This window comes from Bartonella sp. DGB1 (assembly GCF_041345015.1).
Taxonomy (GTDB): domain Bacteria; phylum Pseudomonadota; class Alphaproteobacteria; order Rhizobiales; family Rhizobiaceae; genus DGB1.
In genome coordinates, this window is the sequence record NZ_CP166769.1 from 1,341,711 (window position 1) to 1,363,976 (window position 22,266).

At 32.0% G+C, this 22,266-nt stretch carries 26 protein-coding genes; 11 read left to right on the forward strand and 15 right to left on the reverse strand.

Translation table 11 applies throughout. The annotated features are described in order from the left end of the window. Positions 1-3 precede the first annotated feature (3 nt). The 6 genes from AB6T46_RS06670 to AB6T46_RS06695 form a co-directional block, all read right to left on the reverse strand. Positions 4-429, reverse strand: coding sequence for an ExbD/TolR family protein (locus AB6T46_RS06670; RefSeq protein WP_370931359.1), 426 nt, complete (start codon positions 427-429; stop codon positions 4-6). A gap of 1 nt (position 430) precedes the next feature. After that, the gene (gene tolQ / locus AB6T46_RS06675) at positions 431-1,183 is read right to left on the reverse strand and encodes a protein TolQ (RefSeq protein ID WP_370931360.1); all 753 of its coding nucleotides are present in this window, start codon (positions 1,181-1,183) and stop codon (positions 431-433) included. Positions 1,184-1,295: 112 nt separating this feature from the next. Then, positions 1,296-2,327: a Holliday junction branch migration DNA helicase RuvB gene (ruvB, locus tag AB6T46_RS06680; RefSeq protein ID WP_370932061.1), complete on the reverse strand. Its 1,032-nt coding sequence runs from the start codon at positions 2,325-2,327 to the stop codon at positions 1,296-1,298. A gap of 25 nt (positions 2,328-2,352) precedes the next feature. Further along, the gene (gene ruvA, locus AB6T46_RS06685; protein WP_370931361.1) at positions 2,353-2,946 is read right to left on the reverse strand and encodes a Holliday junction branch migration protein RuvA; all 594 of its coding nucleotides are present in this window, start codon (positions 2,944-2,946) and stop codon (positions 2,353-2,355) included. Further along, positions 2,943-3,446 carry a crossover junction endodeoxyribonuclease RuvC gene (gene ruvC, locus AB6T46_RS06690; RefSeq protein WP_370931362.1) on the reverse strand — a complete coding sequence of 168 codons (504 nt, stop codon included), beginning with the start codon at positions 3,444-3,446 and terminating at the stop codon, positions 2,943-2,945. The genes ruvA and ruvC overlap by 4 nt, the downstream gene beginning before the upstream one ends. Positions 3,447-3,450: 4 nt before the next feature. Further along, entirely contained in the window at positions 3,451-3,921 is a 471-nt protein-coding gene (locus AB6T46_RS06695) for a DUF1465 family protein (protein ID WP_370931363.1), read from the reverse strand. A 63-nt stretch (positions 3,922-3,984) separates the two neighbouring features. Between AB6T46_RS06695 and AB6T46_RS06700 the strand changes: the two genes are divergently transcribed. From AB6T46_RS06700 to AB6T46_RS06710, 3 genes are all read left to right on the forward strand, one after another. Beyond that, on the forward strand, positions 3,985-4,626 hold the full coding sequence (locus AB6T46_RS06700; protein WP_370931364.1) for a thiamine phosphate synthase: 642 nt from the start codon (positions 3,985-3,987) through the stop codon (positions 4,624-4,626). Positions 4,627-4,688: 62 nt separating this feature from the next. Continuing rightward, positions 4,689-5,252, forward strand: a complete 564-nt coding sequence (gene efp / locus AB6T46_RS06705; RefSeq protein WP_370931365.1) for an elongation factor P — start codon at positions 4,689-4,691, stop codon at positions 5,250-5,252. A gap of 20 nt (positions 5,253-5,272) precedes the next feature. Continuing rightward, entirely contained in the window at positions 5,273-6,055 is a 783-nt protein-coding gene (locus AB6T46_RS06710; RefSeq protein WP_370931366.1) for an inositol monophosphatase family protein, read from the forward strand. A gap of 27 nt (positions 6,056-6,082) precedes the next feature. Here AB6T46_RS06710 and AB6T46_RS06715 read toward each other — a convergent pair whose 3' ends face one another. Beyond that, on the reverse strand, positions 6,083-7,828 hold the full coding sequence (locus AB6T46_RS06715; RefSeq protein WP_370931367.1) for an ABC transporter ATP-binding protein: 1,746 nt from the start codon (positions 7,826-7,828) through the stop codon (positions 6,083-6,085). 113 nt (positions 7,829-7,941) lie between these two features. Here AB6T46_RS06715 and rpmE point away from each other — a divergent pair, with 113 nt between their 5' ends. Further along, positions 7,942-8,163, forward strand: coding sequence for a 50S ribosomal protein L31 (gene rpmE / locus AB6T46_RS06720; protein ID WP_370931368.1), 222 nt, complete (start codon positions 7,942-7,944; stop codon positions 8,161-8,163). 396 nt (positions 8,164-8,559) lie between these two features. Here rpmE and AB6T46_RS06725 read toward each other — a convergent pair whose 3' ends face one another. The 6 genes from AB6T46_RS06725 to purE all read right to left on the reverse strand — a co-directional run bounded on the left by AB6T46_RS06725 (position 8,560) and on the right by purE (position 13,360). Then, the gene (locus tag AB6T46_RS06725; RefSeq protein WP_370931369.1) at positions 8,560-9,306 is read right to left on the reverse strand and encodes a YebC/PmpR family DNA-binding transcriptional regulator; all 747 of its coding nucleotides are present in this window, start codon (positions 9,304-9,306) and stop codon (positions 8,560-8,562) included. 455 nt (positions 9,307-9,761) lie between these two features. Further along, entirely contained in the window at positions 9,762-10,343 is a 582-nt protein-coding gene (locus AB6T46_RS06730) for a 5-formyltetrahydrofolate cyclo-ligase (protein ID WP_370931370.1), read from the reverse strand. A gap of 5 nt (positions 10,344-10,348) precedes the next feature. Next, complete coding sequence (locus tag AB6T46_RS06735; protein WP_370931371.1) at positions 10,349-11,170, reverse strand: TIGR00282 family metallophosphoesterase; 822 nt, start codon at positions 11,168-11,170, stop codon at positions 10,349-10,351. Positions 11,171-11,554: 384 nt separating this feature from the next. After that, on the reverse strand, positions 11,555-11,680 hold the full coding sequence (ykgO, locus tag AB6T46_RS06740; RefSeq protein ID WP_370931372.1) for a type B 50S ribosomal protein L36: 126 nt from the start codon (positions 11,678-11,680) through the stop codon (positions 11,555-11,557). A gap of 106 nt (positions 11,681-11,786) precedes the next feature. Then, the gene (locus AB6T46_RS06745) at positions 11,787-12,851 is read right to left on the reverse strand and encodes a 5-(carboxyamino)imidazole ribonucleotide synthase (protein WP_370931373.1); all 1,065 of its coding nucleotides are present in this window, start codon (positions 12,849-12,851) and stop codon (positions 11,787-11,789) included. Between the two features lie 5 nt (positions 12,852-12,856). Beyond that, positions 12,857-13,360 carry a 5-(carboxyamino)imidazole ribonucleotide mutase gene (gene purE / locus AB6T46_RS06750; protein WP_370931374.1) on the reverse strand — a complete coding sequence of 168 codons (504 nt, stop codon included), beginning with the start codon at positions 13,358-13,360 and terminating at the stop codon, positions 12,857-12,859. An 80-nt stretch (positions 13,361-13,440) separates the two neighbouring features. On the opposite strand from purE, the gene AB6T46_RS06755 reads away from it, so the two are divergent. The 3 genes from AB6T46_RS06755 (at position 13,441) to AB6T46_RS06765 (ending at position 16,156) form a co-directional block, all read left to right on the forward strand. Next, positions 13,441-14,439, forward strand: coding sequence for an NAD(P)H-quinone oxidoreductase (locus tag AB6T46_RS06755; RefSeq protein ID WP_370931375.1), 999 nt, complete (start codon positions 13,441-13,443; stop codon positions 14,437-14,439). Positions 14,440-14,572: 133 nt separating this feature from the next. Further along, positions 14,573-15,259 (forward strand): DUF1013 domain-containing protein, encoded by a 687-nt coding sequence (locus tag AB6T46_RS06760; RefSeq protein ID WP_370931376.1) that lies wholly within the window; start codon positions 14,573-14,575, stop codon positions 15,257-15,259. Between the two features lie 468 nt (positions 15,260-15,727). Then, positions 15,728-16,156: a DUF1036 domain-containing protein gene (locus AB6T46_RS06765; RefSeq protein WP_370931377.1), complete on the forward strand. Its 429-nt coding sequence runs from the start codon at positions 15,728-15,730 to the stop codon at positions 16,154-16,156. Between the two features lies 1 nt (position 16,157). Here AB6T46_RS06765 and AB6T46_RS06770 read toward each other — a convergent pair whose 3' ends face one another. Both AB6T46_RS06770 and AB6T46_RS06775 read right to left on the reverse strand, forming a co-directional pair. Next, complete coding sequence (locus tag AB6T46_RS06770; protein ID WP_370931378.1) at positions 16,158-16,487, reverse strand: cell division protein ZapA; 330 nt, start codon at positions 16,485-16,487, stop codon at positions 16,158-16,160. A gap of 18 nt (positions 16,488-16,505) precedes the next feature. Beyond that, on the reverse strand, positions 16,506-16,781 hold the full coding sequence (locus AB6T46_RS06775; RefSeq protein ID WP_370931379.1) for a DUF4164 family protein: 276 nt from the start codon (positions 16,779-16,781) through the stop codon (positions 16,506-16,508). A gap of 206 nt (positions 16,782-16,987) precedes the next feature. On the opposite strand from AB6T46_RS06775, the gene tkt reads away from it, so the two are divergent. Genes tkt through AB6T46_RS06795 form a run of 4 tightly spaced genes read left to right on the forward strand, consistent with a single transcriptional unit; the run spans position 16,988 to position 22,252 of the window. Continuing rightward, positions 16,988-18,997 (forward strand): transketolase, encoded by a 2,010-nt coding sequence (tkt, locus tag AB6T46_RS06780; protein ID WP_370931380.1) that lies wholly within the window; start codon positions 16,988-16,990, stop codon positions 18,995-18,997. Then, a complete protein-coding gene (gene gap / locus AB6T46_RS06785; RefSeq protein WP_370931381.1) occupies positions 18,997-20,010 on the forward strand; it encodes a type I glyceraldehyde-3-phosphate dehydrogenase in 1,014 nt (337 codons plus the stop codon). The genes tkt and gap overlap by 1 nt, the downstream gene beginning before the upstream one ends. 18 nt (positions 20,011-20,028) lie before the next feature. Further along, positions 20,029-21,219 (forward strand): phosphoglycerate kinase, encoded by a 1,191-nt coding sequence (gene pgk, locus AB6T46_RS06790; RefSeq protein ID WP_370931382.1) that lies wholly within the window; start codon positions 20,029-20,031, stop codon positions 21,217-21,219. A 25-nt stretch (positions 21,220-21,244) separates the two neighbouring features. Next, positions 21,245-22,252 (forward strand): class I fructose-bisphosphate aldolase, encoded by a 1,008-nt coding sequence (locus tag AB6T46_RS06795; protein ID WP_370931383.1) that lies wholly within the window; start codon positions 21,245-21,247, stop codon positions 22,250-22,252. Positions 22,253-22,266: the final 14 nt, after the last annotated feature.

Genomic DNA, 22,266 nt, shown 5'->3' on the forward strand with positions numbered 1-22,266 from the left:
AAATTAATCAGCGGTTAAACTCGCTAAAGCAACATTACTAAAGCCTACTTGTTGTAAAACAGCAATAACTTCTAATACCTTACCGTAATTAAGATTCTTATCACTTCTTACCCATATTCTAGCATCAGTACCTAAATCATTCTTTAATGAGGTCAATTTTGCAAGCAGCTCATCCACAGTAAATATTTTATTATCAATATTTATCTGACCTTCAGCTGTCAAAGTTATTGTAAGAGATTTATTTTCTGCAGCAGGTAAACTAGACGCGCTAGTTTTCGGTAAGTTAATCTCTACTCCTGTCACTAACATCGGAGCAGTCACAATAAAAATAATCAATAAAACCAGCATAACATCCACAAAAGGTGTAACGTTAATTTCACTGATAAACTGTTTCCTACGTTTTTTTTTTCTATAATTAGATGAACTCATATTATTCATCTCCAGAAGATTTTTTTATTTCACTCAAGTTACTTTTATGATCTAAGATAGATAATTCTACCGCTTGTCGAGATAAATTTATCGCTAAATCATCCGCAAAAATCTCTAACCTATGACTTAAATGTAATATTTTTTCAGAAAATCTATTATATGCAACCACAGCAGGAATAGCCACAATAAGACCTAGAGCTGTCGCGAGTAAAGCTTCTGCTATGCCCGGTGCAACTACTGCTAAACTAGTATTTTTAGAAATAGCTATTGATTGAAAAGCATCTATAATACCAATCACGGTTCCTAATAATCCAACAAAAGGCGCGGCGGAACCTATAGTTGCTAAAACAGCTAATCTATTATTAAGTCTTTCTATTTCTTTATTAAGCGATGATTCTATAACTCTATTCAAACGCCCATCTAGATCTACAGGAACTTTATCGTTATTGCTAGCAAAAGCTCTTTTCCATTCTCTTATAGCAGCCATAAATATCGAGGCTAATCCTATAGTTTTACGACCTTCAAACACTCTATACATTTTATCAATTGCCGCTCCTCCATAGAAATTATCTTCAAAAATTTGCATAGATTTTTTTTGTCTATTCAAGAAGAAAATACGATCAAAAATAATAGTCCAACTCCAAATAGATGTTGCAATCAGTAGTAACATAATAAATTTAACTGGCCAACTGGCTTGTAAAAATAACTCTAAGGTAGAAAAATTATTTAGAAAAGAAGATGATGAATTTTCCATGTGAGCAATCTTTATAATGAAATAGTTAATAATAAAGTCTTAAATCATACATAATTATAAGTTATAATTTCTCAACTCAAAAAACAAGAGCTAAATTTCTATGCTATTTACATTAGCTATTAGCTTTAGCATTTTCTTGAAAAAGATCATTTTGTGTTTCTGGTTCTATTAATCCTAAATGTTGCCAAGCTGCTTTAGTTAGAATTCTTCCTCTTACCGTACGTTGTAAAAATCCTAATTGTAACAAATAAGGCTCTATTATATCCTCTATAGCATCGCGGGGCTCTGATAAGGCCGCTGCTATAGTTTCTATACCTACTGGTCGATTATTAAAATTTAAAGCTAATAATTTTAAATAACGACAATCTAATACATCTAAACCGGCTTTATCTACTTCTAATTTATCTAATGCTTCACTAGCAATTTTTTGTGTGATTTTACCAAAATTTTTAACCAGAGCAAAATCACATACACGTCTCAACAAACGACCGGCTATTCTTGGTGTTCCTCTTGATCTACGAGCTATTTCATGAGCACCAGCTTCATCAATAAACATATCCATCAACCTTGCTTTAGTCGTGGTAATATGCTCTAACTCTTTTATCGTATAAAAATTAAGCCTGATAGGAATACCAAATCTATCCCTTAAAGGCGTAGATAATAAGCCTATTCTAGTAGTAGCAGCTATCAAAGTAAAATTAGCCAGATCAATTTTTACTGACCTAGCCGCAGGACCTTCTCCTATTATTAAATCTAATTGATAATCTTCCATAGCAGGATATAAAATTTCCTCTACGGCAGGACTCAGCCGATGAATTTCATCTATAAATAAAACATCACCATTTTCTAGATTAGTTAACAAAGCGGCTAAATCACCAGCTTTAGCGATTACTGGTCCAGAAGTAGATTTAAAGTTAACTCCTAATTCTTGCGCTACAATAGAAGCTAGAGTAGTTTTGCCTAATCCAGGAGGGCCAACTAATAACACATGATCCAAAGCTTTATTTCTAGTTTTAGCAGCTTCTATAAAAACCTTTAAATTTTCCCTAGCACCTTCTTGCCCTACAAAATCTATTAATCTAGAAGGTCTTAAGGCTGAAGAATAATTGGTTTCCATTTCAAAAGCTTGCGCAACCGGAGCCATAAGTCTATCATTGTGATTTTTCATATTATCCTTTAATAGTTATTTCTTTTAAAGATAGTTTGATTAATTCTGTAGTTTCTACATTTTTACCAATTTTTTCCTGTGCTCTTGTTACAGCTTCTTGAGCATTAGTTTTATTATATCCTAAATTCTCTAGTGCAGAAATAGCTTCCATAATGTTATTATTAACCATAGGCTGACCAATATTATTAGAAATACCAGAAAATTTTTTATGCTTTAATTCATTTATAATACGTTCTGCTACTTTTTTACCAATACCATTAACGCGACAAAGAAAAGAAACATTATTATCAAGAATAATTTTCACCAATTCATTAGGATCAAATACGCCCAAAATAGCTAAAGAAACTTTAGCTCCTACACCTGGTATACTTTGTAATATGACAAACCAATCTTGTTCTAACTTTGTTTTAAATCCATATAATCTTATTATATCTTCTCTGATATAAGTTTCAATAAAAAAGCTATATTTAGATTTTGCTTCTAATGAGGATAAACTTTTGTTAGAGCAAAAAATTCGATAACCTACGCCTGCCACATCTAAGATAATATAATCATCATATATAACGTCAATGGTACCTGTTAATTTTCCAATCATGATATAAGTTCTCTTATTTTATAAGCTCTTTCTGATTGTAAGTGATAAAAATGACAAAGTGCAATAGCTAGAGCGTCTGAAGAATCATTATTACCTAATTCAGCCTTAGGCAATAAATGTTTTATCATATAACGTATCTGTTCTTTACCCGCATGCCCTACACCTAAAATAGTTTTTTTTATCTGATTAGGTGCATATTCAGCTATTATCAATCCTCTTTGTGCTGGTGCTAATAAACAAATCCCTCTAGCTTGCCCTAATTTTAGGGTTGCTTGCGCATCTTTATTTACAAAAACATATTCTACTGACACTTCCTCAGGTTGAAATTTATCTAACAAATTAATTAAATTGTCATACAAATATGCGAGACGATTAGCCAAATTTTCTTCAGGATCAGTCTTGATAGTACCACAAGCAACATAATTTAATTTATTAGCTACGGATTCTATCACGCCCCATCCTAGGTTACGTAAACCTGGATCTATCCCTAATATTCGCATCTTATTACTTCCGCAATGATTCTTTTAATTTGTCTAGTTGCTTTGCTACTGGATTCTCGGTAGTCTCCATTTGTTGCTCTGCCTCTATTAACTGTTTATGAAATCTCCATATTTTTTTAAAAAGCTCTTCTATACTTAAAGCCATTGAGCTCCATTGTTGTTTATCCTCTTCTGTTGCTATTAGAGGTTTTAACATTATTTTATCTCGCTCACTTTGCATTTGTTGATAGGATATTTCTCCCTCTAATAGTGATCTATACAATAATATCCAACAAACCATATGCATAAATTGCGTCATTTGCTTATCTGGTAAATTATATTTACTTTGATTAGCAGTAGAATGTAGTTCTGCCATAATTGTCATTGTTTGATTATATAATGAGGGAAACTCACGTGAGAAAGATTCATGAACAACAGACAAAATATGCTGGGGTAACTGATCAAACCCTACTAAATTTTTATTTTTTTTTACCATTGAATTACTTTATACTATCTATAATTTATCTTAACAACGAAATTTATAATTATTAGGTTATTTATGTACAAAGTTAGCGCAGATTCAAGTATTTTCTCCCCTTTTATTTTAACAATCAATAGTGATATTAAGAAAAAAAATGAGATTCTACCTTATTTATTAACCAAATTACCCTTTACCAGTGTAATTTTATACACAGAAACTAACGATGAAATATCTTTCCAAAAAAATATTACTGATTTAATTCCATTAATTCAATCATTTAATACAGCGGCTCTCGTCGCGGATCACACTCGTGTTGCAGGCAGAACATCTGCTGATGGTATTTACCTAGAAAAAAATCTTGACCAATATGAAATATTGAAACAAAAAGATAAAAATATTATCGGTATAGGTAATATGACGAGCCGTCACCAATCTTTAGAATGGGGTGAAAAACAACCTGATTTTATATTTTTTGGTAAATTAAATCATGATAATAAACCTAAAGCACATGCTAGAAATATAGCCTTAAGTGAATGGTGGGCAGAATTAATAGAAATACCTTGTGTTATTCAAGCTGGTAACCATCCAGATTCGTTAGCAGCAGCTGCAAAAACTGGCGCTGATTTTATCGCTATAGAAAATATGCTTTTTGATAATCCTATTGAATCAATAATAGAAGTATGTCAAAAATTCTTACAAAATTATAAAGATATATATTAATTTAAAATAAATTATGTTATTAAACATAATCCAAAATAATCAATTTGAATAACGGACGCAAAATGAAAATTAACGGTAACGAAATAAAACCTGGCAATGTAATAGAGCACAACGGCGGTTTATGGGTAGCAGTAAAAACTAACTCTGTAAAACCTGGTAAAGGTGGTGCATATAATCAAGTAGAACTTAAAAATCTAATCAATGGTACTAAATTAAATGAACGTTTCCGTTCTGCTGAAACAGTTGAAAAAGTAAGACTTGAACAAAAAGATTTTATATATTTATATACTCAAGAATCTTCTATAATTTTTATGGATTCTGAAACTTATGAACAATTAGAATTACAAGCTGATTTTATAGGTGAACGTGTTGCATTTTTACAAGAAAATATGAAAGTTACTGTAGAATTTTACCAAGAAAAACCTATAGGTATATCTCTCCCTGATCAAGTAATATTGACTGTTATTGAAGCAGATCCAGTAGTCAAAGGTCAAACAGCAGCTTCTTCATATAAACCAGCTATCTTAGAAAATAAAATTCGCGTCATGGTACCACCCTTCATTGAAGCCGGAGAAAAAATACTAATAGACACCAATGAAATAACTTATTTACGTCGTGCCGATTAATATAACTAACAAGGTGTTTTATGTCCCGTTCTGCTTTATTAAATGTCATGGTTCAAGCTGCTTTAAAAGCAGGTAAAGCCTTAAATAGATATTTTAACGAAATTGAAAAACTACAAGTCTCCTTAAAAGGCCCTGGAGACTATGTAACTCACGCCGATAAAAAAGCTGAGCAAATAATATTTGAAGAACTACAATATGCGCGCCCTGATTATGGGTTTATTATGGAAGAACGCGGCGAGATACCGGGTAAAGACAAACAACATCGCTGGATTGTTGATCCGCTAGATGGTACAACTAATTTCCTGCACGGACTACCTTTCTTTGCTATTTCGATAGCATTAGAGCGACAAGGACAAATTGTAGCCGCTGTAATCTATAACCCTGTTCTAGATGAATTATTCACAGCAGAAAAAGGTGGCGGGGTTTTTCTCAATGATAGAAGAATACGCGTAGCTAATCGTAGGCTTCTAGTTGATTCGATTGTAGCTACTGGTATACCTTCTATAGCTCATCCGAATCATGGACAATATATTTCAGAACTAAAAAATCTAATGACAGAAGTAGCTAGCATTAGACATTTAGGTGCCGCATCACTTAATCTTGCTTATGTAGCTGCCGGTAAACTTGATGGATATTGGGAAAACAACCTAAAACCTTGGGATATTGCTGCAGGATTATTAATGGTTCGTGAGGCGGGTGGATTTGTAACCGACCGCAGCAATAGATTAGATGTGCTATTTAATAATTCTCTAGTAGCCGGCAATGAATATATTCATAAAGCTTTATTAAAATTATGGTCTTAACAATAGAAAATAATATTAAATTATTTTCTATTGAGGGAATTGTAACTTAACTAAGTTAGCATATAATCCTTTTCTTGCAATTAGATCTTTATGTGTTCCCTCTTCTAAAATTTTACCCTCCTCTAGCACAAAGATTCTATCTGCATTTACTACTGTTGATAATCTATGTGCTATCACAAAAGTAGTACGATCTTTTCGTAAATTCTCCAAAGCACATTGAATTAATTCTTCGCTAGCCGCATCTAACGCTGAAGTAGCTTCATCTAATAATAAGATAGGTTTATTACGCAATAAGGCTCTTGCTATCGCTATCCTTTGTCTTTGACCACCAGATAAAGACAATCCTCTTTCACCTATTTGTTCATCATATTTATTTGGTAATTTTTCAATAAATTCCGCTGCATAAGATAATTTAGAGGCTTTTTCTATTTCCTCCATTGATATATCCTCTAAACCAAAACTGATATTTTCTGCTATCGTACCAGAAAAAATATCAACATTTTGCGATACAACTGATAATTGTGATCGTGACCAAGTCAAATTATGTTCACCTAATTGCTGTTGATCAAAAAATATTCTACCTTTTGTAGGAGAATAAAATTGTTGCAATAAAGCAAAAATAGTAGATTTACCTGCCCCTGATGCGCCTACAAAAGCAATTGTCTCCCCTGCCTGCACCTTAAAATTTAAATTACTTAATATCTCCTCATCTGGTCTTATTGGATAAGAGAAAGAAATATTCTCAAACGTGACACTACCCTGAACCTCCGTAGAAGTTACAACATTATTCACCACTGACTCTAATTGTTGATAAGACATAATAATCCATATTCTCTCTACAGCCCCAATTAATTCTAATAATGCAGTTCCAGTACCAGATAATTGAGTCGCAGCACTACCAGCTAACAAAGCATACATTACAAATTGGCTAAATTCGCCTGCTGTCATTTTATTATTAATAACATCTAAAGCGCCAAACCATAAAGTAGCTAAAATACTCATAAATACAACAAATAAAATAACACCAAATAAGATTGAACGCATCCAAATAGCTGACTTAGATTTAGCAAAAACAACATTTACTAAATTAGCAAAATATTTTAGGGTATAAGCTTCTGCCGTAAAGGATTTAACTGTACGAATAGCAGATAAAGTTTCACTAGCATATATATTCATTTTAGCTAAATGATCTTGTACTTGCTTAGATTTTTTACTTACTAACCGACCAACGCTAATAATAACAGCTAAAATTATAGGTATACAAACAGACACAATTAAAGCTAATTTAAAGTTACTTATAAACATCATTATAAAAGCGCCCATACCCATAATAATATTACGAAAGATTATCGAAAAACGAATAGCAATATGAGATTTGATCAGAGCACTATCTGAGGATATCAAAGAAACCATATCACCTGAATGCTGTTTATCAAAATAAGCAATAGGCAAACTAATAAGATTTTTAAAGAGATTTTTTTGCAATGAAAAAACAACAGCCTCTCCTAAGGCCCCAACAAAATAGGCGCGCATAGACGAAGTAAGCGCCCATAAAAAAATAAAAAACATAAATAAAAAGAAATAATTAATTATCTGATCTTTCGACAACGAAAAAATATGATCCATAGCGTAACGAACGCCCATAGGTAATAATAAAGTTAAACCAGCTGCTAAAATTAGAAACAATATAGCTCCAACTAATAAACCTTTGTGGATAAAAACATATCTACTAATAAATTGACGAAATTTAACTGATGTAAAAAGCTGCCGCATATAAAATTCTCTTGTTATCTGGTGAAGGATATTATATATAACTTGAAAATACATTCTAATCATGTTAAATCCATAAAGCAATAATTGCTAATGTATAAATCTAGGAAAATCTCATGAAAACTAACATTCATCCAGATTATCACACTATTAAAGTGGTCATGACTGACGGAACTGAATATCTAACCCGCTCTACTTGGGGCAAAGAGGGCGACGTCCTTAACCTAGATATAGATCCTAAATCACATCCAGCATGGACTGGTGGCTCACAAACGCTTCTAGATCGTGGCGGTCGTGTATCTAAATTTAAAAATCGTTTTGGTAATCTAAGTCTATAATAGATCAACTTAATCTTACCACTGATATCTGAAACTATTTCATATTAAAATAACACTAAGACAATATATAATTTTCTTAGTGTTATTTCTTTATCTTATTTTAGCATCGCTCCATGCATTTCATCTAAACATGCATTTCATCTAAAATTGTTATAGTAACTAATATTGATATCTAATGATAAAATTACCATTGTTATAGCTACTCCATAATAGCAAATTTGTGGAGCTAATTGATTAGCTTATAATAATACATATAAGCTAATCAAATAACATTATTATAACAACAAGCTATTTGCGTAAGCATAAATTATATAACAAAATGCGACTACTATAGCTATCTCGCGTTAACAGAATCATATAAGCACAAACAATTAATAAATATTACAATAATTGCTATTATTTAGATAATTTTTCCAATATCTCATCACTTATTTCAAAATTAGCGTAAACATTTTGGACATCGTCATCTTCTTCTAATGTATTTATTAATTTTAATATAGATGTAGCTTTTTCTTCATCTACTGGAGTAGTTGTGACTGGTTTCCAGATAATTTTCAATGATTCTGCACCGCCAAATTTTACTTCCAAAGCTTTAGAAATATCGCTTATATCTTCAAATACACAGTAAATGATATGTTTTTCATCTTCAAAAGAAACATCTTCAGCGCCCAATTCTATCGCAATATCCATCATTTCTTCTACAGTAGCGACATCTTTATTATATATAATTTCACCTACGCGATTAAACATAAATGCAACAGACCCGGTTTCCCCTAAAGAACCACCTGATTTAGTGAAAGCGGCTCTTACATTGGAAGCTGTACGGTTACGATTATCGGTTAAAGCTTCTACAATTACCGCTACTCCACCAGGCGCATATCCTTCGTAACGTATTTCTTCATAATTTCCTGAATCATTATTAGAAGCTCTTTTAATAGCTCTCTCAATATTATCTTTAGGCATTGACTGAGATCTAGCATTCATAATAGCGAGACGCAATCTTGGATTCATAGCAGGATCAGGTAATCCATGTTTTGCAGCGACAGTGATTTCTCTACCTAATTTAGAGAATATTTTTGACTTAACAGCATCTTGTCTACCTTTACGGTGCATAATATTTTTAAATTGTGAATGTCCAGCCATAGGTAATTCCTTTAATTATCATCAAAAATTATATAACTACTTTCGGTTAAAATATCATATATACCAAGCTATCCTGCAAAAAATTTAGATATATGAGTAGTCTAATTGATGTGTAATTTACCTTTAAACTATTTAATTTTCAAGGCACAAACTATCTGTAATCAAAAATTTACCAGATCTACAACAAGTAACTTATAGATAAATCCCCTCTCTAGATCTAATTATAATTATGTTATTAACTTTACCTCTATTAAGATAGTCTCATTAATAATCATAATATACTTACAACAAGCTAATTTCTAACTATGGATTTTTATTTATATTATATTGTAACAAGAGAAACTCCTTAAAGTGAGCTTGTTACTAAATTAAGTTAGCTAATAATAATTTCTTTCAACATAATTTATTTTATATGTTAAACTACAAAAAAAAAATTTTTATAATCGGCTATTATGCTAACTATTCTTATTAACAATAATATAATTACTTTCAGTTAAAATAGCATCCATTAAAATATCATATTGCTCTAATTCTATTTTAGGTAATTGCTGACAATCATAGCCTACCCCAACGCAATAAGGACGATTCTCTTTACTAAAATTGGCTAAATATCTATCATAACAACCTTTACCATAACCTAATCTTCCACCAAATAAGTCAAAAGAGACTAACGGAACCAATAATAGATCTAATCTTTTGATATGATTTTGTACGGCTGGAGCTAAAACCCCCATTTTATCTTTAATTAATTGATCTCCTAATTTATATGGAGAAAAAGACATTTGTAGATTATCTTGCATAACAGGCAAAGCAATTGAAACACCAACGGCTGATAAAGATTTCATTAAAGGTAGTACATCAATTTCAGATTTAATTGGAAAATAACCACCCACCATAGGATTTGAAGATAATTTTAAGGAATTTAAAATATTACTCTTACCTACATCTACTAATTTTTGTGCAGCAAATTTTTTATAAGATGAATCTATAGAATCACGTTTTTTTAATATTTCTTTTCTTAAAATAAATTTATTCACAATATCTATTTCCAAAAAGAGGGGAACCTTGGTGCTAATGCGCCTCCAATAATAATTGGCTCTATTTTTTCAACCAACCCACTAGAATCAGATATATCTACACCAATACCACAAATCGTTATTTCCCCTATTGCTACTTCAAATTTCTTAGTATTTTTACCCAAAAACTTATTTAAGGGCTCCTGCTTGTCTAACCCTAAAGAAGAATCATAGTTACCACACATACCTAGATCACTAATATATCCTGTTCCTGCTGGCATAATTTTATAATCAGCAGTAGGAACGTGAGTATGTGTACCAACTAATAAAGATATACGACCATCCAAATAATGCCCTAAACATTGTTTCTCACTAGTAGCTTCTGCGTGAAAATCCACTATAATAGCATCAGCATATTGTCCTAAAGGACAATTTTTAATAATTTCTTCTGCTTTAGCAAAAGGATCATCTAATTGCCCATACATATAGATTTTTCCCATTAAATTAGCTACTAAAACATTAGCTCCATTTCTTGCCCTATATAAACCACTCCCTTTACCATAAGTTGTATCAGGATAATTAGCAGGACGTAAAATTTTATCATTTTGCATTAAATAACGAGATAAACAATGTTTATCAAAAAAATGATTGCCAGTAGTTATTACATCTACTCCAGCATCAAATAAATTATCAGCTATATGACCTGTAATTCCAAAGCCATCAGCAGCATTTTCTCCATTGACGATAACAAAATCTAATTTACAATCAAAGATTAAATTGTTTAATAATTCACAAACAGCATTACAGCTATCTTCTCCAACAATATCTCCAAGAAATAGCAAACGCATATCTAACCTACATTAAATTTTGAACAAATCTTTATTATAAAACAATCAAAAACTTAATGATAAGATATTAAATTAACGAGCATCCACCATAACCGATGACAAAATTTGACCCCTATAGTACCTATTGCTAGGTGGGCACCATATAGTAAGACCCACGGGTCAAACCAGAGACAGTTCCCTATAGAGATCTTAAGGTCCTTGGGGTTCAAGATGTCTGTCAAGAAAGGCAGAGTGCTCAATTACATTGTATAATATATTTAATATAAAATCATTAAAAAAAACCCAGCCTTAGCTGGGAAAATAAATAACACAAATAATTACCCACAACATAAGCATATTGTTATATTATCAACTAAACTATAATCTAATTGATAATATAATAATTTAACCTTGGCGCGCTTTAAATCTAGGGGCTGACTTATTAATTATATACACACGCCCTTTACGACGAACTAAACGGTTATCCCTATGACGGGTTTTTAGTGCTTTAAGAGAATTTTTTATTTTCATGTTCATCACCGACGTTAAAACTAATACAACAAGAACTCTGGAAAAAATTAATTTACCAAATTAGCCCAATCAATAAAGAAAAATACTCTGATTGTCAAGTTAATATTCAACTTAACCGTGATTTAAGCTCGGTAAAATGTCCCATTTTTCTTTTCGTCTTTATTTCTTCTTTACCATATATATTAATAAATATATTTGGTTGCTTAAAAATATTAGCAATATGATTTATCTCATCACCTAAAATATTTTTCATTACGCAATCACTATGTCTACCAGGATCCAATAAAGGTAAATCAAGAATTGCCCTTATATGTTGCTCAAATTGCGATATACAACAAGCTGCCTCGGTCCAATGTCCAGAATTATGGACTCTAGGAGCAAATTCATTTACTAGCAATTCACCATTTTCTAGTAAAAAAAACTCGATTGCTAAAACTCCAACATAATTTAATTTTGTTAATAGTTTTATTGCAATTTCATTTACTAGTTTCACTACATCAGCATCTATATTTGCAGGAACACTAGATTTTCTCAATATACCATGTTCGTGAATATTTTCTGCAATATCGAATAAAGAAATCTCTCCTGATAAATTTCTTGCCGCTATGATTGATATTTCTTTTTTAAAGGGAATGATTTTTTCTAAAATTAACGGGGTATTTTGTATCTTGCTCCATAATTCTGCGATATTTTCCACAGCATCTTTAGTGAACCGATATTGCCCATGACCATCATAACCAAAACGCCTTGTTTTTAAAATAGCGTCACCATTAAATTTAATTAATGCTTTTTGTAACTGCTCCAAACTATCAATTGCTACAAAATCTGCGGTTTTAACATTTATACTATTAAAAAAGTTTTTTTCAACATATCTATCTTGAGATATTTCCAACGCCCGAACAGATGGATAAATAGGACAAGATACTTTTGATAAAGCTTTAACACTTACATTTTCAAACTCATAAGTAATTATATCACAATTTTTTGCTAATTTTTCCAGAGCATGACTATCATCATAATTAGCACAAATATATTCAGTGGCTACATTTTTTGCAGGAGCATTTTCCTGGGGGTCAACTATAGTTATTTTACAGCCTAAACGCAAAGCTGCCATAGCTAACATGCGTGCTAATTGTCCACCCCCTATAATCCCTATATGTTTTAAGTGCATCTTTCTTAATCCTCAGGAAATAATTTTACTGAATCAGACATATTTTCTCTATATTTAATTAAATTTTGAGCAACGTTAGCATCATTCAACCCTAATATCGAAGCTGCTAATAAGGCTGCATTTTTAGCTCCGGCTACTCCAATAGCTAAAGTAGCCACCGGAACCCCTGCAGGCATCTGAACTATAGAATATAACGAATCTTTACCAGATAAAGCTTTAGTTTGCATTGGTACACCTAAAACTGGTAAAGGAGTAATTGCTGCTACCATACCAGGCAAATGCGCAGCTCCTCCAGCTCCAGCTATAATAATTTTAATACCATTTTTAGAAGCATTTTTAGCAAAATCATATAATCTATCTGGTGTCCTATGTGCAGATATTATTCTTGCCTGATAACTTATTTCTAGCTGCTGTAATTGTTCAGCTGCATATTTCATAACCTCCCAATCAGATTGACTACCCATAATAACAGCAACATCTATTGACTTATTATTTAACTTATGTGACATAATATTATACCTAATAACAATAAAATTTATCTATATATTTAACAGATATAAGTTTAATCTCAAAGTTAATTTACAGAATTATGAAAAAGCCAAGCAAAATATCAGCTATAAAATATACAGAATATGGATCTCCTGATGTACTACATATATCAGAAATAGAATTACCACCATTAAAACCTAAAGAAATATTAATAAAAACATATGCTGCGGGAATAAATAGACCTGATATTTTACAACGAATGGGTTATTATCCTCCACCTATAGGCGCCTCACCTATATTAGGGCTAGAAGTGGCTGGTATCATAGCTGATGTTGGCAGTCAAGTAAGTCAATATAAAATCGGTGATGCGGTTATGGCACTATTAACCGGGGGAGGATATGCTACTTATACTATTGCTAATGAAGCATGTTGCCTAGCTAAACCAGAAAATTTATCCTACCTTCAAGCTGCTGCACTACCAGAAGTATTATATACTAATTGGTATAATATATTCATGTTAGGAAAATTAAAAAAAGGCGAAATAATATTAATCCATGGCGGTAGCTCTGGTATCGGAACTATAGCAATACAATTAGCTAAAATATTCGGAGCTAAAGTTATAATAACCGCAGGAAGTAAGGAGAAATGCGAAATATGTTCACAACTTGGTGCTGATCTTGCTATTAACTACAAAGAACAAAATTTTGTAGAAGAAATATTAAATTACACCCATGGCATAGGGGTAAATGTAATCTTAGATATGGTAGGCGGTGATTATGTTAGTAAAAATTATCAAGTTGCAGCCTTAGACGCCAGAATATTGCAAATAGCCTTCTTAAATGGAAATAAAGCTCAAATTAACCTAGCTACTTTATTAACTAAAAGAATCCAACATAGAGGCTCTACGTTAAGAAATCATAGCAATGAATTTAAATATTTAATTACCAAACAGATAAAAAGTAAAATTTTACCCTTAATAAAACAAAAAAAGATTATTCCATATATTGATAAGATATTTCCTCTTAACGAAGCAAGTGAAGCACATCAATATATGGAAAGGGGTAACCATATAGGTAAAATCATGCTAGAAATTAATTGATTTTTGATATTTGTTATTCTTGATAAATAAACAATATTACTCTATAATGGACAATTAGTTGTATAATTCCATGAAAATAAAATAAGTTAACCATCTAAGGCATTACTAACTTTAAACAAATAAGGATAAATCTATGAGTGCGCGTCTGCTTATGCCAAAGGCAACTGCTGTTTGGCTTATTGAAAATACTATGTTAACCTTTGAACAAATTGCTGATTTTTGTGGGTTACATATTCTAGAAGTACAAGCAATAGCAGATGGTGAAAGTGCTTATAAAATGAAGGGGACTAATCCTCTAAATATGGGGCAACTTACTAGAGCAGAACTTGAAAAAGGTGAAAAAGATCCATCTTATCGTTTACAACTGCAAGAATCAAAAATTCATATACCTGCACCTAAAAAAAAGGTAGCACGTTATACCCCTGTATCTCGTAGACATGATCGTCCTAATGCCATCTTATGGTTATTACGTTACCACCCTGAATTAACAGAAACACAGATATCCCGTCTGATAGGAACCACAAAAAAGACTATTGAACAGATTAAAAATAGAAGCCACTGGAATAGTGCTAATTTAACTGCAATCGATCCTGTTGGTCTTGGTCTTACTACTCAAATAGAACTCGATAGAGAAGTCAAAGAAGCGCAAAAAAACCAAGTAATACCAGAAACTGGTGATACTCTATTGCCACCTTCAACTACTGAAAATTTACCTTTGGATCAAAATGATTATAAAAAAAATACAGATATTACATTCTGTGAAGATATGACTCAAAGCACTATAGATAGTATGATAGCTAAATTAAAAAATAACAACTAAAAGTGCTATAACAACTGCAATTCTCAATTGTTATGGTTCTGATTATAAAAGATGGTGATATATAATATAGCCTATCGACTACAGAAATATGCTTTTATAACAAATGCCAAAATAATTATTATTTCTATAAAGAATAATTAAGAACATTATATATAAGCAGATTAAACTAAAAATAGTAAATATGTATAGTAAAGCTATAATTATATGTACTAAATAATAACTATAACCCTATAATTATCATTTATTGATGATTATAGGAGAATAGTGATATATAAATATCAGGTCAACTATTGAAATATTCTTATATAGCAAAATGATCATAAATGAATTGTTACATTCTGTGCAAAATAACTAAAAATACTATAGATAATATGAGCTAAATTAAATAACATGTAATAATAGCGACTATAATAATATACAATAAATAGTAGCTAGGATTGTTATTGTTAATTACTGAAGGTGAGAAATATGAAAATTTGGCAAGATATTCTTTTGTTAACCATATTATGCTGTTTTTTTTATTCTCCTACGGCTATGGCAAAATTAAGAATTTGTAATGACAGTAGCATGACAATTGGTGTTGCTTTAGGCTATAAAAAAGACCAAACCTGGACATCTCAAGGATGGTGGAGCTTAGATCCTAATGAATGTAAAACAATAATAGAAGAACCTCTAGATAATCGATTTTATTACTTATATGCAGAAAATAAAAATAAGACCAGCCAATGGAATGGTCCTATTCCAATGTGTATAAGTGATGAAAAATTTATTATTGAGAATGTTGATAATTGCTTTGTAAGAGGGTTCCAAAGAGCCGGTTTTCAAGAGTATGATACTCAACAACAAACCAGTTGGACCATTAGGCTTAATGACATCCAGAATAAAGAAACATTATAAATTATTTTAAATTTAGTTTCTCTGATAGAGATCTTATTCTTTCCGTCATTTCTTGCAATTTTATTTGGATCAAATCATACTTCTTATTTTTTAAATTCTCAAAAGCCTCAGTTATTTCTTGCAATTGTTTTTTGGTTTCTGATAATTCATCAATAAAAGTTATCCCCGCTATTATAGTCAATCTTAAATCGCCTATCTCCCCCATATCACTTCTTAATTGCGCAATTTTTTTATCAAATTCCTCTGCCAAGATACATAAATATTTTTCTTGCCCTTCGCCACAAGCCATACGGTAAATTTTACCGTCAATTGTCACTGTTACCGTAGCCATTTTTATTCCTTAATTATTTTATGGTTTATCTTGTAAAATCATTTTTAAACTATCTATTATTTTTGTCAATTTTACCGATATTTCATTATTGGCTGTTAATAATCTTTCTATTTTATCCGCACTTTCATCTAATTCATTTGCTAAATTATTACGATCTATATTCAATCGCTGTAATTGTTCAGATATATCTGCAGATAATTCTATCTTATCTAAACTTATCTGAAGCTTATGTTCTAAGTGTTTTATAGATATATCTAATTCTTCTACTGCTTTATCAATATTTAAACTTTCCATAGACATGTTGTACCTTATTATGTTAGTTAAATTAAAATATATCCCTATAATTAAGTAAAATTGTAGCTAAAAGAATTAAAATATGCAATAAGCTAGATATTTAAATATAATAAGATATTGACTATTAATGTATAATAGTTAATAGCTCCTAATTGTAACTTACATTAAATGTTTTTAATTATTAAATACAGAAATATTACGTTATCATGGTAAATAAAACTTTAGAAAACAATATGGCAAATGCTATCCGTTTTTTATCAATAGATGCCATAGAAAAAGCTAATTCAGGTCATCCTGGATTGCCTATGGGCACAGCGGATATAGCTACTGTTCTTTACAATAATTTTTTTCGTCATATACCTGAAGACCCTAATTGGCTTAATAGAGATAGATTTATCTTATCAGCCGGACATGGATCCATGTTATTATATAGCTTATTATATTTAACTGGCTATGAAGACATCACAATTGAAGAAATAAAAAAATTTCGTCAATTAGGAGCAAAAACAGCTGGTCACCCAGAATATGGATATGCAGCTGGTATTGAAACAACAACAGGCCCGCTAGGACAAGGAATAGGTAATGCTGTAGGTATGGCCCTAGCAGAAAGATTAATGAATGCCCGTTATGGAGACCAATTAATCAACCATAATACCTACGTATTAGTAGGCGATGGCTGCCTTATGGAAGGTATCAGTCAAGAAGCTATTTCATTTGCAGGTCATTTAAAATTAAATAAATTAATTGTTTTTTGGGATGATAATAATATTTCCATTGATGGCCCTATCTCTTTATCCGATTCCACCGATCAGTTAGCAAGATTTAAAGCTTGTGGCTGGAATGTAATAGCGATTGATGGTCATAATCATACAGAAATTTATAACGCTATTGCTACAGCAAAAACTTCCGATAAACCTACTTTAATTGCTTGTAAAACTACTATAGGTTTTGGTTCTCCTAGCAAAAGCGGTACTAATAAAATTCATGGCTCCCCCTTAGGAGCAAAGGAAATTGAGCAAACAAGAAAAGCTCTAAATTGGCCACATGAAGCTTTTAAAATACCTGATGATATTTTACAAGCCTGGAGAAATACCAGTAAAAAATTCCAAGAAGAAAAATTAATCTGGGAAGAAAATTTCGCTAAATTATCGACAGAACAAAAAAATGAACTGCAACGCCGTCTACAAAGAGACCTCCCTAAAGATTTCAATGAGCAGATATTAGCTTACAAAAAAGAACTTGTAAAAATTGCACCTAATATAGCAACACGTAAAGCCTCTGAACAAGCTTTATCCATAATAAATAAATTATTACCCGAAACCCTTGGCGGCTCAGCAGATCTTACTGGATCTAATAATACATTGACTGATTGTCAAAATATTATCAATGCTGATGATTTTTCTGGTAGATATATCCACTATGGTATAAGAGAACATGCCATGGGCGCAATAATGAATGGCTTAGCTTTATATGGAGGCTTTATCCCTTATGGCGGCACATTCTTATGTTTTTCAGATTATGTACGTCCTGCTATGCGTCTATCATCACTAATGTCAATTAGGGTAATTTATGTAATGACACATGATTCCATAGGCTTAGGAGAAGATGGTCCAACCCATCAACCGATTGAACACCTTGCCTCGCTTAGAGCTATACCGAATCATCTATTATTCAGACCCGCAGATGCTATAGAAACATTAGAATGTTGGCAAGCCGCTTTAACCAATAAAAACACTCCTTCTACCTTAGCTTTAAGCCGACAAAATTTACCAACTGTAAGAAAAACACATCAAGAAATAAATCTTTGCTCACTTGGAGCTTACGAATTATCTCCTTCTGAATTCGCGGAAAAAACACAAGTAACTATTTTTGCAACTGGATCAGAAGTACAAATTGCTTTGGAAGCCCAAAATATTCTAGAGCAACAAATGATCTCAACTCGTGTAGTTTCTACTCCATGTTTTGAACTTTTCCAACAACAAAGCGTTGCTTATAAGAAACAAATAATTGGAGATAGTCCTATTAAAGTAGCTATAGAAGCTGCTATTAGACAAGGATGGGATACTTTTATTAATAATGAGGATATCTTCATCGGAATGAACCATTTTGGTGAATCAGCACCTATTGAGGACTTATATAAACATTTTGGTATTACCGCTGAAAAAGTAGTCCTAGCAGTAAAAAATAAATTAACAGTAAATAACGGAGATATTTAATGACAATTCGTATTGCTATTAACGGTTTTGGTCGTATTGGTCGTACTATTTTACGAGCTCTCGTAGAACAAAAACAAACGGATATCCAAGTAGTAGCTATTAATGATTCTGGATCACTAGAGACTAATGCACATTTACTACGTCATGATTCCATACATGGAAAATTTTCTGCTAATGTAGAAATTCAAGATAATAGTCTTATCGTAGCATCTTATAAAATCCATAAACTATCTGATCGAAACCCACAAAATATTGACTGGAAAAAATTAGGAGTAGATATTGTTTTAGAATGTACTGGCGCTTTTACTGATGCAGAAAAAGCTGCAATACATTTAAAGAACGGCGCTAAGAAAGTAATTGTATCAGCACCATCAAAAGGAGCCGATATCACCGTCGTTTATGGTATAAATCACCGAGATATAAAAGCATCACATAATATTATCTCAAATGCCTCTTGTACTACTAATTGTCTAGCTCCTGTAGCCAAAATCTTAAATGACACCGTCGGTATTGAAAAAGGTTTTATGACGACTATCCATTCTTACACTGGTGATCAACCAACGCTTGATAAGAACCATCGTGACCTTTATCGCGCAAGAGCTGCTGCTTTATCTATAATACCAACTTCTACTGGAGCTGCTAAAGCCGTATCTTTAGTATTACCTGAATTGGCCGGAAAACTAGATGGTGTATCTATGCGAGTACCTACTCCTAATGTTTCTGCTGTAGATTTAAAATTCATTTCTAAAAAACCAACTACAGTAGAAGAAATTAATAACGCGATAAAACAAGCTGCTACTGAAGGAGATCTAGTGAATATCTTAGGATATTGTGATGAAAGCTTAGTATCTTGTGATTTTAATCATGACCCTAGATCATCAATCTTTCATTTAGATCAAACTAAAGTAATCGACCAAACTATGTGCCGTATCTTAAGCTGGTATGATAATGAATGGGGTTTTTCTAACCGTATGGTGGATACCACTATTGCTGTGGCTAAAACTATTTCCTAATCAAAATCTAGGTGAGACATGAAAATTAAAAATTTAGATAATATAAATGTCAATGGTAAAACTATTTTAGTGAGATTAGATCTAAATGTACCATTAATAAATGGGCAAATTGTTGATACAATTAGAATTGATCGCTCTATAGAAACTATACAAGAGTTACAAAAAAATAACGCTAAAATAGTGTTAATGAGCCATTTCGGTCGACCTGAAAAAGCTGATAAAAATTTATCGCTACGTCCAATAGGGCATTATTTAGAACAAATATTGAACAGTAAAGTAAAATTTCTAGAAGATTCTATTGGAGCAAAAGTAGTAGAGGCTGTTAAAAATATACATAATGGTGAAATTATCTTACTAGAAAATTTACGTTTTCATGCAGGAGAACAGAAAAACGACCGAGATTTTGCTCAAAAATTAGCATCTTTAGGTGATCTAATAGTACAAGATGCTCTGTCAGTAGCACATAGAAAACATGCTTCTACATATGGTATAGCAGAATTTTTACCTATGGTAGCCGGAAGAGCCTTAGAAAAAGAATTAAATGCACTAGAAATAGGCTTAGAAAAACCTCAAACACCAGTCGTAGCTATTGTAGGTGGTGCGAAAGTATCCACAAAAATCGACCTACTAGAAAATCTTGTAAAAAAAGTTAATGCTTTAATTATCGGTGGTGCTATGGCTAATAACTTTCTATTAGCTCAAGGATATAATGTAGGAAAATCTTTAATAGAGCCCGATGCTATTACTAAAGCAAGACAAATTATAGAATTAGCAAAACAACATAATTGTGTCCTAATCTTACCTATCGATGCCGTTGTTGCTTGGCATTTTAAAGAAAATTCTCCTCATCAAACCTATGCAATAGATGCTATTGCAGAAGATGGCATGATTCTTGATCTTGGAGATGCATCGATCGAAAAAATAAAAGATGTTATTGAAAATGCTAAAAGCCTTTTATGGAATGGTCCCTTAGGAGCATTTGAAATGCCTCCATTTGATAAAGCGACAACTATAATAAGTAAATTTGTAGCGGCTCAAACTAGAGAAAATAAATTAGTTTCTGTAGCCGGAGGCGGAGATACTTTAAGTGCCCTTAAACACGCAAATGTAGTTAAGGATTTTACCTATGTATCTACAGCTGGAGGAGCCTTTTTAGAATGGCTTGAAGGCAAAGAGCTTCCTACAATTTCACTTTTAAAAAAAAATTAAATTGAATTGAAAATCGGAGTAAAAAATGACACAAACTATTCAAGAAATAGCTAAGGCATTAGTCACCAAAGGTAAGGGTATTTTAGCCGCGGATGAAAGCAATGCTACTATTACCAAGAGATTTAACGCTATCAATATAGAATCAACACCTGAAAGTAGACGTGACTATCGTCATATGCTTTTTTCTAATCAAGAAGCTATATCTAACTATATTTCTGGAGTTATTTTATATGACGAAACTATAAGACAAACTACTGAAGATTTAAGTCCATTAACTAAATTATTGACCGATCAAGGCTGTTTCATAGGAATTAAAGTAGATACAGGTGCAAAAGATTTAGCTAATTTCCCTAATGAAACAATAACCGAAGGGTTGGATGGTTTAAGAGAAAGACTAAACGAATATTATAAATTAGGCGCTAGATTTGCTAAATGGAGAGCTGTTATTCATATTAATACTGAAGCCAACCTTCCATCAGATGGATCAATAATCCAAAATGCTAACGCCCTAGCTCGTTATGCTGCTCTATGCCAAGAAGCAAATATTGTACCCATCGTTGAACCTGAAGTTATGATGGATGGAACACCAGCTAACCACAATATCGAAACCTGTTATCAAGTAACTAAAAAAGTATTATTAACTGTATTTGCTGCCCTAAATATTGCCAAAGTCAAATTAGATGCAATGATCTTAAAACCAAATATGATAATAGACGGACAAAATGCTAGAAAAGCAACTATTGAACAAGTAGCAGAATATACTATTAAATGCTTAAAAGAAACTGTGCCTCCAGCTCTAGCTGGTATAGCCTTTTTATCAGGTGGACAAACAGACGATGAAGCAACAAAACATTTAGCTGCTATTAATAATATTGATCAACCAAAACCTTGGCCATTAACTTTTTCATATGGAAGAGCATTACAAGCAGCAGCTTTAAATACATGGGCAGGAAAAAAAGAAAATATTGCTAAAGCACAAGCAATTTTTACACAAAAAGCAAAAGCAAATTCCTTAGCAACTTTAGGAAAATAAAATAATGCCCTTCA

Bases quoted from the DNA above. Each gene is read 5' to 3' on its own strand.
- AB6T46_RS06700 (WP_370931364.1), top strand. From the start codon at position 3,985: ATGTACAAAGTTAGCGCAGATTCAAGTATTTTCTCCCCTTTTATTTTA.
- tkt (WP_370931380.1), top strand. From the start codon at position 16,988: ATGGTAAATAAAACTTTAGAAAACAATATGGCAAATGCTATCCGTTTT.
- ruvB (WP_370932061.1), bottom strand. From the start codon at position 2,327: ATGGCTCCGGTTGCGCAAGCTTTTGAAATGGAAACCAATTATTCTTCA.
- AB6T46_RS06710 (WP_370931366.1), top strand. From the start codon at position 5,273: ATGTCCCGTTCTGCTTTATTAAATGTCATGGTTCAAGCTGCTTTAAAA.
- AB6T46_RS06765 (WP_370931377.1), top strand. From the start codon at position 15,728: ATGAAAATTTGGCAAGATATTCTTTTGTTAACCATATTATGCTGTTTT.
- AB6T46_RS06775 (WP_370931379.1), bottom strand. From the start codon at position 16,781: ATGGAAAGTTTAAATATTGATAAAGCAGTAGAAGAATTAGATATATCT.
- purE (WP_370931374.1), bottom strand. From the start codon at position 13,360: ATGTCACATAAGTTAAATAATAAGTCAATAGATGTTGCTGTTATTATG.
- AB6T46_RS06770 (WP_370931378.1), bottom strand. From the start codon at position 16,487: ATGGCTACGGTAACAGTGACAATTGACGGTAAAATTTACCGTATGGCT.
- gap (WP_370931381.1), top strand. From the start codon at position 18,997: ATGACAATTCGTATTGCTATTAACGGTTTTGGTCGTATTGGTCGTACT.
- AB6T46_RS06725 (WP_370931369.1), bottom strand. From the start codon at position 9,306: ATGGCTGGACATTCACAATTTAAAAATATTATGCACCGTAAAGGTAGA.
- AB6T46_RS06715 (WP_370931367.1), bottom strand. From the start codon at position 7,828: ATGCGGCAGCTTTTTACATCAGTTAAATTTCGTCAATTTATTAGTAGA.
- AB6T46_RS06760 (WP_370931376.1), top strand. From the start codon at position 14,573: ATGAGTGCGCGTCTGCTTATGCCAAAGGCAACTGCTGTTTGGCTTATT.
- efp (WP_370931365.1), top strand. From the start codon at position 4,689: ATGAAAATTAACGGTAACGAAATAAAACCTGGCAATGTAATAGAGCAC.
- AB6T46_RS06735 (WP_370931371.1), bottom strand. From the start codon at position 11,170: ATGCGTTTGCTATTTCTTGGAGATATTGTTGGAGAAGATAGCTGTAAT.
- ruvC (WP_370931362.1), bottom strand. From the start codon at position 3,446: ATGCGAATATTAGGGATAGATCCAGGTTTACGTAACCTAGGATGGGGC.
- AB6T46_RS06755 (WP_370931375.1), top strand. From the start codon at position 13,441: ATGAAAAAGCCAAGCAAAATATCAGCTATAAAATATACAGAATATGGA.
- rpmE (WP_370931368.1), top strand. From the start codon at position 7,942: ATGAAAACTAACATTCATCCAGATTATCACACTATTAAAGTGGTCATG.
- pgk (WP_370931382.1), top strand. From the start codon at position 20,029: ATGAAAATTAAAAATTTAGATAATATAAATGTCAATGGTAAAACTATT.
- AB6T46_RS06745 (WP_370931373.1), bottom strand. From the start codon at position 12,851: ATGCACTTAAAACATATAGGGATTATAGGGGGTGGACAATTAGCACGC.
- AB6T46_RS06695 (WP_370931363.1), bottom strand. From the start codon at position 3,921: ATGGTAAAAAAAAATAAAAATTTAGTAGGGTTTGATCAGTTACCCCAG.
- ruvA (WP_370931361.1), bottom strand. From the start codon at position 2,946: ATGATTGGAAAATTAACAGGTACCATTGACGTTATATATGATGATTAT.
- ykgO (WP_370931372.1), bottom strand. From the start codon at position 11,680: ATGAAAATAAAAAATTCTCTTAAAGCACTAAAAACCCGTCATAGGGAT.
- tolQ (WP_370931360.1), bottom strand. From the start codon at position 1,183: ATGGAAAATTCATCATCTTCTTTTCTAAATAATTTTTCTACCTTAGAG.
- AB6T46_RS06795 (WP_370931383.1), top strand. From the start codon at position 21,245: ATGACACAAACTATTCAAGAAATAGCTAAGGCATTAGTCACCAAAGGT.
- AB6T46_RS06670 (WP_370931359.1), bottom strand. From the start codon at position 429: ATGAGTTCATCTAATTATAGAAAAAAAAAACGTAGGAAACAGTTTATC.